Consider the following 13764-nt stretch of genomic DNA (forward strand, 5'->3'; position numbering starts at 1 on the left):
ATTGAACCTTTTTGAACTGGATAGTTATTTTCGCCACACTACGCTAGTCAGATTGAACCGAAGATCATAGACATTCAACGTGATACATTCTCTGTAAGCATTCAATAGTGCCTTCTATTTCTATTAATTGATTTTTCAGGAGTTGAGGAAATGACCGTAGCAGCAGATCCAGTGAAATTGATGAAGCAAGAAGTTGGTAAAGCCGCAGCCGCCCTGGTAAAATCAGGTTCTATTGTGGGTTTGGGTACAGGTTCAACTACAGCATACACAATTCAGTTTTTAGGCGATCGCCTCCAGTCTGGAGAAATCAAAGATATTGTCGGTATCCCCACCTCATTTCAGTCGGAAGTTCTAGCAAAACAGTACGGTGTTCCCCTCACCACTTTAGATGCTATTGACCACATTGATATTGCCATTGATGGTGCGGATGAGGTCGATCCTTATAAAAATCTGATCAAAGGTGGTGGTGCAGCACATACCCGCGAAAAAGTTGTAGATTATCTGGCAAAGCAATTCATAGTTGTAGTTGATAGTGGCAAATTAGTAGACCGCTTGGGGTCTAGTTTTGCCGTACCAGTAGAAGTAATACCAATGGCCATCACCCCTGTACTTAATGCCATTAAGAAACTCGGTGGTAAGCCTGAATTGCGTATGGGTGTCAAAAAAGCAGGCCCAGTCATCACCGATCAAGGTAACATGGTCGTAGATGTCAGATTTGACTCGATTCCAGATCCAGCGAATTTAGAAATCACACTCAATAACATTCCTGGTGTTTTGGAAAATGGCATCTTCGTCAATTGTGTGGATTTAGTTCTGATTGGTGAAGTTATAGATGGTAAACCTATTGTTCGGCAAATGTAGTCAGCAATTACAGGTAAAAAAAATCTAAAATCAAAGGGTGTGTTATCCACAATAGCAAAAACGTAAGTTAGCTATATCGTGAAGTAATGCACCCTAAAATTTTAGGAATAATTGGACTAAGTTATACTTGTAAATATTCATAATCCAAAATCTAAAATCCAAAATCTAAAATTACACGATGCTATATAAAAGATTCGGACGCACAGAATTACAAATACCCGTGTTTTCCTGTGGGGGAATGCGATATCAGTTCAAATGGCAAGATGTTACACCAGATGAGATTCCAGCAGATCAACAAGAAAACTTAGAAGCAACAATTCATCATGCCGTAGAACTAGGAATTAATCACATTGAAACTGCTCGTGGTTATGGTAGTTCAGAAATGCAGTTAGGAAAAATACTGCCTAAATTTCCTCGTGAAAAGTTGATTGTACAAACAAAAGTCTCTCCTGTGGCAGATGCTAAAAATTTTCGGGAAACCTTTGAAAAATCTCTAGCATATCTTCAGTTAGATTATGTTGATTTGTTAGGTTTACATGGTATTAATCATGCCGAATCTTTTGACTATAGCCTGAATCCTGGAGGTTGTTTAGAAGTCGCAAAGCAATTGCAATCAGAAGGAAAAGTTAGATTTATTGGTTTTTCTACTCATGGTTCAACAGATATAATTACAAAAGCGATTAATACCAATCAATTTGATTATGTTAATTTGCACTGGTACTACATCAATCAATGGAATTGGTCAGCAATTGAAGCTGCTAATGGTCTAGATATGGGAGTGTTTATTATTAGTCCATCTAATAAAGGAGGCTTGTTATATCAACCATCAGAAAAATTAGTTAATTTGTGTTATCCATTGAGTCCAATGGTGTTTAATGATTTATTTTGTTTGAGTCATCCCCAAGTGCATACTTTGAGTATAGGGGCAGCAAAACCTCAAGATTTTGATGAACATTTAAAAACTTTAGAATTATTAGATAATGCAGATCAAATTTTACCGCCAATTTTAGCCCGGTTAGAATCAGAAGCTATAAAAACTTTGGGAGAAGATTGGGTAAAAAATTGGGAAACTAATTTACCAACTTGGGAAGAAACACCAGGACAGATCAATATTAAAACCGTTTTGTGGTTATTAAATTTAGCTTTAGCCTATGACATGATAGAATACAGCAAAATGCGCTATAACCTCTTAGGTAATGGTAGTTCTTGGTTTCCAGGTAACAAGGCAGATAAGTTAGCAGAACTAGATTTAAAAGAATGTCTTGTTAATAGTCCGCAAAGACAGAAAATACCCCAGATGTTAGCAAAAGCCCATGAAATGTTAGCAGGTGCAGAAGTGAAACGTTTATCTCAAAGTTGAATTTTATTAAAAATCTTCTTGTAAGAATTCAGGAGTTCGGAGTTAGGAGAAAGAGGGAAGAATAATATTTTTCTCTACTGTTAAAAGTTCCCTGCTACAAGTACCTGGGCAAAATTAATTTAACATTTTTGGATCAAACAAAAATCTCTGTATTCCTTATCTGTTACCTCTTCCCTCTCCCAAATATAAAATTTATTTTGCACGACTACTTATCAAACATTCTCTATCCTGAATACTTACATAAATTCTAATTTTGCATTTTTACAAAATTAGTCTATTTGATAATTTGTTTTCGCCATTACTCATTACCCATGACTAATTTCTCAATTTGATTCTTCATTAGCTTCTGCACACTCACTAAGGCTCGATTTAACTCGTAATTCCGTATTTCTGGATTATGTAAATAAGCTTGCTGTTCTTCTTCAATCATTTTTACATCTTGTATCACCAAACCATCAAGTAATTTTTGGGCTGCACCAAATAAGCTATCTTTGATAAATCGTCGAAACCATACTGGTAATTTGTGTAATCTCCAAAAGGCATTAAGCGAAGTGAAGTGAATTAAATAGGCTTTTGTTTGTGTTTCATTTATAGGACATAATAAACAGTAAATTTTAAAATCATTACCCAAGGTAGATACCCAATGGGGATAAACATAACTGACATCTAAGGGTTCAGGATGTAAGCGTCGCAAAGCTGGAAAAAATAATTGTGATATTGACCAAATTTTATCTATTTTATAATAGCTTTGGGCTGTATAATGGGCATTAACACGATTGTTATCCTCATCAATATTTTGTAATGCTGCTTCTGCCCAGGCTTGTAGATCTTGATGTAAATGTCCGTGATACATATCCATCAAGTTTTCAATTAAATATGAATAATGGGCTTGAGTATTAATTACTGAAACTGTAGCGATATAATTTAAATGTTCCCATTCTGGTAAACCCATTGGTTCTATAGATGGTTCTATATCTGAGGGAAATAACCAAATAAAACCATCTTGTTCTTTGACTGGATAATGGCGAATTTTGCAAGTCGGTAATTTTTGATTTGCGGCTAGGTAAGGAACTGCTACACATTCACCGCTACTATTAAAGCGCCACCCATGATAACTACATTCTAATTCATTGCCTATGACTTGCCCGTGACTCAGTTGAACTTGACGATGGGGACAGCGGTCTTCTAAGGCGTGGATTTTTCCGGTATGATCTCGATAGAGTGCGATCGCTTGTTTCCAAATTATCACACCTAAAGGTTGATTAGTAACTTCACTACTGCGTGCGACTACGTACCAGTGGTTGGGATTAATCCCGATTTTTCGCACACTAGTTTGTAGAACTGAAGGCAGAGGGGAAGTAGTTTCAGGAATTATTTGCTGCATAAGATGTTAAAATTCAGCAGTAGTTAAAGTTATATTACAAGTAATTTGTATTTACGGTTATATATTCTTTTTATACCAAATTATTCATTTTTGGGGACTAAAGGACAGTAGGAAAAAGTTAATGTGTGATTATTCTATCTGTTAAGAGTTCCCTGTTAAGAGTTCCCTAATGTACATTAAAGCAGTAACCATATTGAGGAATAAGTCTGTATGACAAGCTACCAAGAAACCCTAACTCCCGATGAATTCATTGATGAACTCATTAGTGAAACAACAGGTCTAAATCATGTACAAGTAATTGAAAGCGTGATTGGCACGTTGGAACAAGATAACAGTGCTATGGTTAGCCACACACCAGAGGGTGCTTATCTATGGAAATTTAAATATGGCAGTGTAGAAGTATTTGTGCAACTCACGGGTTCGAGTGATGAAGATACAATTACAGTTTGGTCTGCGGTACTGAATTTACCCGCCAAAGATGAACCCAAATTGATGCGTTATCTGTTAGAATTGAACTTTACTAGTACCTTTGAAGCTCGTTTTGGAATTATCGACAATCAAGTGGTTGTAATTTCGTCTCGGACTTTAGCAGAGTTGTCACCTAGCGAAGTTTCCCGTATAATCACCATAGTTGCTACCATTGCCGATAATAATGATGAAGCTTTAGTAGCTGAATATGGCCTAGCATAGGTACATTTAGATTTTGGATTTGAGATTGGAGTCTCCTGCATAGGATGCAAAATAAGCAGGTTTGGCGACTAATTCCTTTAATAGCAACTACTGGTAATTTACAAATGGCAATTGACCATTGGTTGTTAGAACAGCACGAGTCAGGAAATCATCCTTCAACTCTGCGGTTTTATACTTGGTCGCCAGCCGCAATTTCCCTAGGATATCATCAAAAACAATACCCTGAATATTGGCAAAGTTTAACTTGGCAAGGTGAAAAACTAGATTTGGTGCGTCGTCCTAGTGGTGGTAGGGCTGTGTTACACCAAGGTGATTTGACTTATGCTGTAGTGACATCAGAAATGAAGGGAAATCGTCTCCAGGTGTATGGGAAGATTTGTGAGTTTTTGATTGCCGGCTGGCGATCGCTTGGTTTAGAGTTAAATTATGGTCAAGCTGGGCGTGGTTATATCCACAACCCTAACTGTTTTGGGACTGCGACTGGTGCAGATTTAATTTTAGCAGATGGTAGTAAACTGATTGGTAGCGCCCAACTGCGACGAGGTGAGGCGATTTTGCAACATGGTTCTATTCAGTTAAACCCAGACGCAGATTTATTTAAACAAGTGTTTGGGAAAGATGCTTTTACCCCAGTCCAACTTCCTCAAAATTTCAATCGGGAAGCACTGATAGAAGCTTTTATTCTTGCAGCTTGTGATTGTTTTCATATGCAGATAAAAGTAAAACCGCTTTCTGAAACTGAGTGGGAAGCAATTTTAACACAACCTATACTGAAATGATTGGGAATTTTACTTTCAAACGCGGAGGTTCGCTGAGGTAAACGCAAAGTGACGCAGAGTTTTTATTGAAGTTTTCGTTTTGAATTTGTGACTCAATAGAAAAGCGTCTGGGAGTGTTACCGTGTTTCCACCCCAAACGCTTTTCTTTTAAACTTGCTCCTCACACTCCATAAATATATCACTGGTTAAATTAAATAGCAAGTGTTTGACTAACAATTTTATATTAGTAATTTAAATATATATCTGGGCTGAGGCAAAAATAAAAAATGCCTGGGAGTGTTGCCGTGTTTCCACCCCAAGCATTTTTTGTTTCAACTTACTCCTCACACAGGAGTTAAATTATCATTGCTGAATTCAAAAACAAGTATGTTGAGTGCCAGTTTCGTAACTGCACCAGGAGGTGATTTTTTACACGCCCAATAAAAAGCGCCTGGGAGTGTTACCGTGTTTCCACCCCAAGCGCTTCTTATATTTAACATTGCTCCTCACACCCCATGACTATATCACTGAATTTAGAGAATGGCAAGTAAATTGCGTGACAATTCTATAATTGAGTTATTTGACAGCAAAGAATCTACATATAACTTAGTGTAGAAAGTGGCGAACACCAGTCAACACCATTAATAAACCCAGTTCATTAGCAGCTTTGATGGAATCTTTATCGCGCAGACTTCCTCCTGGTTGGACAATGGCTGTAATTCCCGCTGCGGCTGCGGTTCTGACGCTATCATCAAAGGGGAAGAAACCATCACTAGCGAGAAACGCACCTTGAGTTTTTTCTCCAGCTTGTTCTAAGGCTATTTTTGTGGAACCGACGCGGTTCATTTGACCTGCACCTATTCCTAGAGTTGTGCGATCGCTCGCCACAACGATAGCATTGGATTTAACGTGTTTACAAACTTTCCAAGCAAAAAGTAATTCAGCTAACTCGCTAGGAGTGGGTTGACGTTCGGTGACAACTTGCCATTTACTCGTATCTGCAACAATATCATCAGCAGTTTGGACAAGGAACCCACCTGCGATCGCTTTCACTGTTTCTTTCGGGCCAGTTAACAAATCTGGTAAAATCAAAACTCTGACGTTGCCCTTTTTAGTCAGAATTTCCTGGGCTTCTTCATCACAACCAGGCGCAACCACGCATTCTAAAAAAGTCTTTGTTAATTCCGTCGCTGTTGCCGCATCAATGGCACGATTTAAAGCTACAATTCCCCCAAAAGCCGATGTAGAATCAGCATTGAAAGCTTTTTGATAAGCTGTAAAAATCGACTCAGCCTCAGCAGTTCCACAGGGATTAGTATGTTTGATAATTGTCGCTGCGGGACTTTCTGTAAATTCGGCAATTATTCGCCGTGCAGCTTCCAAATCTACCAAATTATTGTAGCTGAGTTCCTTTCCTTGCAGTTTAGTTGCAGCAGCCCAACCTGTGGCTGTACTTCCTGTTTGATACCAAGCTGCGGGTTGGTGAGGGTTTTCACCATAACGCAGAGATTGGAGTTTTTGACCAGAAACAGTATATTGTTCGGGTAATTCTTCTGCTTGTGTGCCAGCGAGGTAGGAAGCTATGGCGTTATCATAACTGGCAGTATGTGAAAATCCTTTTAAAGCGCATTTTTGGCGAAACTCTAAAGAAGATTCTCCATTTTGGCGTAATTCTTGCAAATATTCGTCATATTGGTCAGGATTACATAATACTGTCAGATGAGCGTAGTTTTTCGATGATGCCCTTAACATAGCTGGGCCACCGATATCAATTTGCTCAACTGCCTCAGCTAATGTTACACCTGGTCGAGCGATCGTTTCCTCAAAAGGATAAAGATTGACAACAACTAAATCAATAGGACGAATTTGATTATTTTCTAAATCCGTTACATCTTCTGCCACATCCCGCCGTGCTAAAATACCGCCATGAATGCGGGGATGGAGAGTTTTCACCCGACCGCCTAAAATTTCCGGTGAACCTGTGTAATCCGAAACTTTGGTAACTGGAATTCCGGCATCTTTCAGGGTTTTTGCTGTTCCCCCACTGCTGATAATATCAAAGCCAAATTCTTCAACCAAGTTCCGGGCTAAATCAATAATACCAGTTTTGTTAGATACACTCAGCAGGGCTAGACGCGCCATAATTCCCCAGTTTCCTTTGGACTATAAAATTGCAAGTAGATGATTATTCTACCGAATGGCTTTGCAAAAAAAACTAAAAGAATATGGATTCAATAAACCGCGTTCACGCAGTGTCTCGAAGAGAAGGACGCGAAGAAAGAAGGAAGAAGATCAGAAAATGGGCATTGCTGAACTAAACAGGACTTACGCAAAACAGAACGGAAGTAGGGGTAATTCATGAATTACCCCTACTACGTAATAATAATGTTTTCAGCCACATCTTGCGTAAGTCCTACTAAAGTATGAAATTGAAAAATCAATGATTTCAAACTCTTACTCTCTGTGACTCTGCGCCTCTGCGTGTTCGCGCAGCGTGCCGTAGGCATAACAAAATCATACTCTTAATCAACAACGCCAGAAAATGATTGTAAAGACTTTCCGCCGGAACGTCTCTACAAGAGTTTCAAAGCACGCACATTTAATTCTCGGAGATGTCTAATGTTTGTCGTCAATTTTCCAGTCAACCAGCTATGAAACTTGGGATAAACTGGCAAACGTGGTGTTAACGCCCATCCCGCAGGTTGTAAAATTGCTTTTAATGTCTGTTCTTGCAAGTGGGGATAATCAGGGTTAACTTCATCTTTAGGGCTAATTCCTCCTAAGTCTCTCGCACCTGCATCTAAACACGCTAGTAACCAATTTTCATCTTTAACTAAATTGGGCGGAATTTGAATTGTAATATCTGCGGGTAAAATTTCCCGTGCTTTGCTGATGACTTCTGGTAATTTATGGGGGTCAAAAGCTTGTGCGTTAAAGCTTTGCTGACTTCCTGGACTGTGGGGTTGTAAGATTACTTCTTGTATATGGTGGTAGCGTTGATGTAATTCAGTAATAGCTGCTAAGGTTTCCCACCAATCGTTTTCGGTTTCCCCAATTCCTAAAAGCAAGCCTGTAGTAAAAGGAATTTGCAACTCTCCTGCCCATTGTAATTGTTGTAGCCTTATTTCTGGTATTTTACTTGGCGCGTGGCGATGGACAGTATTTAGTAGTTGTGGTGTTAATTGTTCCAACATCAAACCCATTGAAACATTTACATATTTGAGTTTTTGCATTTCCTCAAAGCTGAGGGGTCCGGCGTTGGTATGTGGTAAAAATCCCATTTCTAGTGCTAATTCACACAAATCATAAATTAGCTGAAACCAAGCCTCACGCCTAGAGGAATGGGGATGAACTTCACCACTGAGGATGAGGATTTCACAGACATTCTGACTTTGTAGTTGTTGCAAAATGCTTTTGGCTTCTGCGAGAGTCAGCCAAGGACTTTGACCAGGATCTGTCCGAAAGTTGCAGTAGGAACAGCGATTAAAGCATTCGTAGGTGGGGACGATGGTGTAAGCCGGACTATATGTAACGATGTTTGAACTAGATGAGGGCATAAATGTAACGTTTATGAGTAGATATTTACAAATTAGCAAAAATTCCTGAAACTCTTGCTATGTAATCTTTCTAGTTCCTAATAGATACCTGATTTTGCAGGTTTCTCAAAAAATTTTGTTAACAGGGGTTTACAAAACTAAATAAACAGCTTAATATAAATTCATGAGGTAGAAACACCTACCAAAACATACATACCCAAAACGCAATTATAAACACATGACCACAGCCATTCAACAGCGCGAAAGCGCCAACGTCTGGGATAGATTCTGCGAATGGATCACCAGCACTGAAAACCGGATTTACATCGGTTGGTTCGGAGTCTTGATGATTCCTACTCTACTATCTGCGATCGCTTGCTTCGTAATTGCATTCATCGCTGCGCCTCCCGTAGACATCGACGGTATCCGTGAGCCAGTAGCAGGTTCCTTAATGTATGGAAACAACATCATCTCCGGTGCAGTTGTTCCTTCTTCTAATGCGATCGGTTTACACTTCTACCCAATTTGGGAAGCAGCTTCCTTAGATGAGTGGTTGTACAACGGTGGTCCTTACCAATTGGTAGTATTCCACTTCTTAATCGGCGTAGCTTGCTACCTCGGTCGTGAATGGGAACTTTCTTACCGCTTAGGAATGCGTCCTTGGATTTGTGTAGCTTTCTCTGCACCAGTAGCAGCAGCAACCGCAGTATTCCTCATCTACCCAATCGGTCAAGGTTCATTCTCCGACGGTATGCCTTTAGGTATCTCTGGAACATTCAACTTCATGATTGTGTTCCAAGCTGAACACAACATCTTGATGCACCCCTTCCATATGCTTGGTGTAGCTGGTGTATTCGGTGGTTCCTTGTTCTCTGCAATGCACGGTTCACTCGTTACTTCTTCCTTGGTTCGTGAAACAACCGAAACCGAATCACAAAACTACGGTTACAAGTTCGGTCAAGAAGAAGAAACCTACAACATCGTTGCTGCACACGGTTACTTCGGTCGCTTGATTTTCCAATACGCTTCCTTCAACAACAGCCGTTCACTTCACTTCTTCCTAGCTGCTTGGCCAGTAATCGGAATCTGGTTTACCGCTTTGGGTGTTAGCACAATGGCTTTCAACTTGAACGGTTTCAACTTCAACCAATCAATCATTGATTCTCAAGGTCGTGTAATCGGTACATGGGCTGACGTAATCAACCGCGCTAACTTGGGTATGGAAGTAATGCACGAGCGCAATGCTCACAACTTCCCCTTAGATTTGGCTGCTGGTGATGTTGCTCCTGTTGCTCTAACTGCACCTGCTATCAACGGTTAATAATTCAAGCTTAGTTAAATAAGAAACGCTCTCCTTAAGGAGGGCGTTTTTTTTGTTTATTCACGCAGAGACGCAGAAACGCAGAGAGGAAGTTTGAGTTTTTTATATAGGTAAGCGTCCGGTAATGAACATTTTATAACCACCAGACATGAGCATTAATGATAGAAAAAATTGCCAGAGGCTCGTAGGATTGAGGATGGCTCGACTGCTCATAAATACAAGGATAATCCCAGTAACTACGGGTATCCAGCCTAGCTCTTTCATACCTCTGGGGAAGAAAATTAATATCATCACTCCTATTGTAAGTGCCAGTACAGATGTGTCGGCAGCGATTCCTCTCCACCAATAAGGATAAGCATTGGTTGTGAAGATGATGTTTTGTCCAACCAAGTAGATTCCTAATATCAGCACACCGAAGCCGAATATTCTCAGTAAAAAGCCCATGATTACCGTAATTTACAAGTTTCGTTATAATTTAGCACTTACCATACTTATTGTATAAATATTGTTACAACAGTACAAGATACTTAATTGTTTTGTCTGAATCAGGATATCCAGGATTTAAGGATTTACAGGATGGTAATTTTATGATTCAAGATGTAAATATGTGCAGTTCTGATGTAGATTGGAAGCATCCCAGCAGTTGCAGCTAGATAAGCGAACTTATGCTTCTGATTATATTCATCTTTATGTTGAAGATATAGAAAGTGATTGGCTGGAAAATTGGGATTGGGAAGATGATTTAACAGATTATATTGATGCTTTTTATCATCATTGTGAACAGGAAAATTATCAATTTGCTTTTGATACTTTAAAGGCTGGTGATGATTTGTTGAATCAGCCAGAGAATTATGAAAAATCTTTAAAACTTTATAGTTATTTAGTTGAAAGGTTAGAATTACAAGATCCAAAACAATCAGAAATAAATCATCAAGAGATTTTGAACTTAGCTAAATATCGTCTTCATTTGTGATAAACCGTAATGTGGTGTCGGGTTTCCTTGTGTCAACCCAACCTTGTATATTAAGAGAAGTAGTAGACCCCTCATCTGTACCTCTTTCGCATTTGTTCAATCAATTTTTCCATATCTGAATTAGTAAATGCTGGTTTCGTTTGTTCCACTAATTTTTTTGCCATTTCCAAAGTAGAATATTCTGGTTTCGTTTGTTCCACTAATTTTTTTGCCATTTCCAAAGTAGAATATTCTGGTTTCGCTTGTTCAATTAATTTTTTTGCCATTTCCAAAGTAGAATATTCTGGTTTCGCTTGTTCAATTAATTTTTTTGCCATTTCCAAAGTAGAATATTCTGGTTTCGTTTGTTCCACTAATTTTTTTGCCATTTCCAAAGTAGAATATTCTGGTTTCGCTTGTTCAATTAATTTTTTTGCCATTTCCAAAGTAGAATATTCTGGTTTCGCTTGTTCAATTAATTGTTCAATTGCTTCCTTAATAGCTTCATTCTCTTCTTCATCACTTAAGTCAGCATCGGCAATTGCATTTGTTTCTTCGATTGATCTTACATCAATATCAACCATCAATTTATTCTTAGCCATTTTAATAAAACGTTGAGTTCGATACATCCAAAATGACTGTTTGACATATTCCTGAAATTCACGTCTTAGTTCGATATGTGGAGCAACTATTTCTCCATTTTTCTTTATCCACCAGTCTTCTTTTTTCTCACCTGTTACAAAAACGATTGGTAAAGACTCTCTTTCAGCAAAAGTTAATATTTGTTTCCAAAGAATGAAGTCTCCATACTTCCGTTCATCCTCCTTTTCTTTAGCATCCATAAAGCCAGGAGGTTGTAATTTTTTGTATCTATCTTCAGCTTCTTTATATAGGCTCTGCAAACTTTGCTTATCGTAGGGATTTCCCACTTTTGAATCAAATATTAAGAGAAGACGTTCCAAAATTATGTCATTGTCTGCATCAAATGGGAAATGAGAATTGGCAAGCTCCTTTATCTTTTCTTGAAAAACCCTCTCTACCTCATCCACTGCATCAAAGTAGTTTTTCTGCTTATCAAACAAATCCTCTACTTCAGCAGCTACAATCCTTCCTGCTTGTGCAAGATTAGCTCGGAGACTTTTAAATTTCTGTTGTTCAGATTTCCATCTATCGAGTTCTGATAGAGCTTTCTTAAAAGATGCTGCCTCCGAATCAATTTCTTTTTCTCGCCGTCTCAAAAACTCATCGGCTACTTGATAAGGCAGCCAAATTCTGTTTTGGCGATGGAGATGTTCCAATATTTTGAGAAAATCCTCTACAGTAGGGCGCGATACCCGATATAAATCTAAAAGAAAATTGGTATCAAAGACAAAAGTTGCATTTTCCCACAAATTTGAAAAATCAGCATCAGATGGGACAAGTCTCCAGGAAAATAAGTTTTTCATATACAGGGGGTTAAATTAAGATCATTAGTATAATTATAATGCTAAGTGAAGGCAGTTTGGTAAAAGTATAAACTGTTAATTTGTGTTTTTGCGGTATTTCTCACAAAGGACTTCAAAGCTATCACCTCCTACTATGCAAATCAATTTTCAACCCTTTACTGTCAACCAAGGATTTCGGTATTGCATCGTGTTTTAAATGCTCAACTCCATGTAAAATAAATATCCCGGTCTGTATTTCCTCAACATCATGGGCAGCACTTTTGGTCATTTTTTCCGAATTACGACTTTTGGAGAATCTCACGTCGGTGGTGTGGGATTTATTATTGATGGTTGTTCGCCACAACTGGAAATTTCGGCTGAGGAAATTCAATTTGAGTTAGATAGAAGAAAGCCGGGACAAAGTAAAATAACCACTCCTCGCAAGGAAGCGGACACTGTGAGATTTTATCTGGGGTGTTTGAGGGTAATAGGTCGTTAGCGCGTGAGACAATAGGGAGAGTTACTGCTGGTGCGATCGCACAAAAGATTATTCTATAGAGGTTATGTTGAAATCCCCTACTTCTCGAAAAAGTAGAGGATATTGATAAACTTGACTAACCTACATCATCATGGGCAAAACGGTTAAACAAGAAATCTAAGGCATAATTCCGCAATTGGTAATATTGAGGATCTTCCATAATTCTCGCCCTATCCCGTGGTCTGGCAAAGGGAATTTCCATCACTTCCCCAATTTTGGCATGAGGGCCGTTGGTCATCATTACCAACTTATCTGCCAGAAATAACGCCTCATCAATATCATGAGTAATCATTAACACCGTACAACGGTTATCATTCCAAATTTTCAACAACTCTTCTTGTAATTCTTCCTTAGTGATTGCATCTAACGCCCCAAAAGGTTCATCTAAAATCAACACTTTGGGACGAATAGCCAAAGCACGGGCAATAGAAACCCGCTGTCTCATCCCCCCAGACATCTGCATGGGTTTCTTTTCCATTGCATCACCTAAACCCACCATTGCCAAATGGTCTCGGACAATAGCCCGTTTTTCGGCTTCTGGTTTGGTGGGATAAACAGCATTTACGGCTAAATAGATATTTTCAAAAGCCGTTCTCCAAGGTAATAACGCATAGTTTTGGAAAACCACCATTCTGTCTGGGCCTGGCTTGGTAATTGGTTCTCCTTCTAACAGCACTTGTCCCGTGGTGGGAAAGTTAAAACCAGAAACCATGTTTAATAAAGTTGATTTACCGCAACCAGAGTGGCCGATAACGCAAAGAAATTCTCCTTGTTCAACGTTGAGGTTAACACCATCAAGGACGGTAAATGGCCCTTTTTTGGTGGGATAAACTTTGCAAACATCCTTAATTTCTAGGAAAGGCTGACGGCTGATTGTGCTGGTAGCGGTGTTGGTGGATTTAAAGTTACGGTTTTGCATGGTTTGGGAATTGGGGATAGA

At 39.0% G+C, this 13764-nt stretch carries 12 protein-coding genes and 1 pseudogene; 7 read left to right on the plus strand and 6 right to left on the minus strand.

Going from position 1 to position 13764, the window contains the following annotated elements:
• The first annotated feature begins 150 nt into the window (after positions 1-150).
• Positions 151-861, plus strand: coding sequence for a ribose-5-phosphate isomerase RpiA (gene rpiA, locus AC012T_RS04945; RefSeq protein ID WP_487063624.1), 711 nt, complete (start codon positions 151-153; stop codon positions 859-861).
• 178 nt (positions 862-1039) lie between these two features.
• Positions 1040-2221 carry an aldo/keto reductase gene (locus AC012T_RS04950; RefSeq protein WP_487063626.1) on the plus strand — a complete coding sequence of 394 codons (1182 nt, stop codon included), beginning with the start codon at positions 1040-1042 and terminating at the stop codon, positions 2219-2221.
• A 298-nt stretch (positions 2222-2519) separates the two neighbouring features.
• Here the strand turns inward: AC012T_RS04950 and AC012T_RS04955 are convergent, their stop codons facing one another.
• The gene (locus tag AC012T_RS04955) at positions 2520-3605 is read right to left on the minus strand and encodes an aromatic ring-hydroxylating dioxygenase subunit alpha (protein WP_487063628.1); all 1086 of its coding nucleotides are present in this window, start codon (positions 3603-3605) and stop codon (positions 2520-2522) included.
• A 210-nt stretch (positions 3606-3815) separates the two neighbouring features.
• On the opposite strand from AC012T_RS04955, the gene AC012T_RS04960 reads away from it, so the two are divergent.
• On the plus strand, positions 3816-4295 hold the full coding sequence (locus tag AC012T_RS04960; protein WP_487063630.1) for a YbjN domain-containing protein: 480 nt from the start codon (positions 3816-3818) through the stop codon (positions 4293-4295).
• Between the two features lie 44 nt (positions 4296-4339).
• Positions 4340-5074, plus strand: a complete 735-nt coding sequence (locus tag AC012T_RS04965) for a lipoate--protein ligase family protein (protein ID WP_487063632.1) — start codon at positions 4340-4342, stop codon at positions 5072-5074.
• Between the two features lie 585 nt (positions 5075-5659).
• Here the strand turns inward: AC012T_RS04965 and purH are convergent.
• The gene (gene purH, locus AC012T_RS04970; RefSeq protein WP_487063634.1) at positions 5660-7195 is read right to left on the minus strand and encodes a bifunctional phosphoribosylaminoimidazolecarboxamide formyltransferase/IMP cyclohydrolase; all 1536 of its coding nucleotides are present in this window, start codon (positions 7193-7195) and stop codon (positions 5660-5662) included.
• Positions 7196-7626: 431 nt separating this feature from the next.
• Complete coding sequence (gene cofG / locus AC012T_RS04975; RefSeq protein ID WP_487063636.1) at positions 7627-8610, minus strand: 7,8-didemethyl-8-hydroxy-5-deazariboflavin synthase subunit CofG; 984 nt, start codon at positions 8608-8610, stop codon at positions 7627-7629.
• 217 nt (positions 8611-8827) lie between these two features.
• Here cofG and psbA point away from each other — a divergent pair, with 217 nt between their 5' ends.
• Positions 8828-9910: a photosystem II q(b) protein gene (psbA, locus tag AC012T_RS04980; protein WP_487063638.1), complete on the plus strand. Its 1083-nt coding sequence runs from the start codon at positions 8828-8830 to the stop codon at positions 9908-9910.
• A gap of 102 nt (positions 9911-10012) precedes the next feature.
• Here the strand turns inward: psbA and AC012T_RS04985 are convergent, their stop codons facing one another.
• The gene (locus tag AC012T_RS04985; protein ID WP_487063640.1) at positions 10013-10354 is read right to left on the minus strand and encodes a hypothetical protein; all 342 of its coding nucleotides are present in this window, start codon (positions 10352-10354) and stop codon (positions 10013-10015) included.
• 181 nt (positions 10355-10535) lie between these two features.
• On the opposite strand from AC012T_RS04985, the gene AC012T_RS04990 reads away from it, so the two are divergent.
• Entirely contained in the window at positions 10536-10883 is a 348-nt protein-coding gene (locus AC012T_RS04990) for a hypothetical protein (RefSeq protein ID WP_487063642.1), read from the plus strand.
• A 71-nt stretch (positions 10884-10954) separates the two neighbouring features.
• Here the strand turns inward: AC012T_RS04990 and AC012T_RS04995 are convergent, their stop codons facing one another.
• Positions 10955-12307, minus strand: a complete 1353-nt coding sequence (locus AC012T_RS04995; protein ID WP_487063644.1) for a PIN domain-containing protein — start codon at positions 12305-12307, stop codon at positions 10955-10957.
• Between the two features lie 247 nt (positions 12308-12554).
• On the opposite strand from AC012T_RS04995, the pseudogene AC012T_RS05000 reads away from it, so the two are divergent.
• Positions 12555-12838 (plus strand): annotated as a pseudogene (locus AC012T_RS05000) (chorismate synthase); the annotation flags it as partial.
• A 62-nt stretch (positions 12839-12900) separates the two neighbouring features.
• On the opposite strand, the gene AC012T_RS05005 reads toward AC012T_RS05000, so the two are convergent.
• The gene (locus AC012T_RS05005; RefSeq protein ID WP_487063646.1) at positions 12901-13743 is read right to left on the minus strand and encodes a nitrate ABC transporter ATP-binding protein; all 843 of its coding nucleotides are present in this window, start codon (positions 13741-13743) and stop codon (positions 12901-12903) included.
• Positions 13744-13764 lie beyond the last annotated feature (21 nt).

The organism is Anabaena sp. EIM26 (assembly GCF_057568715.1).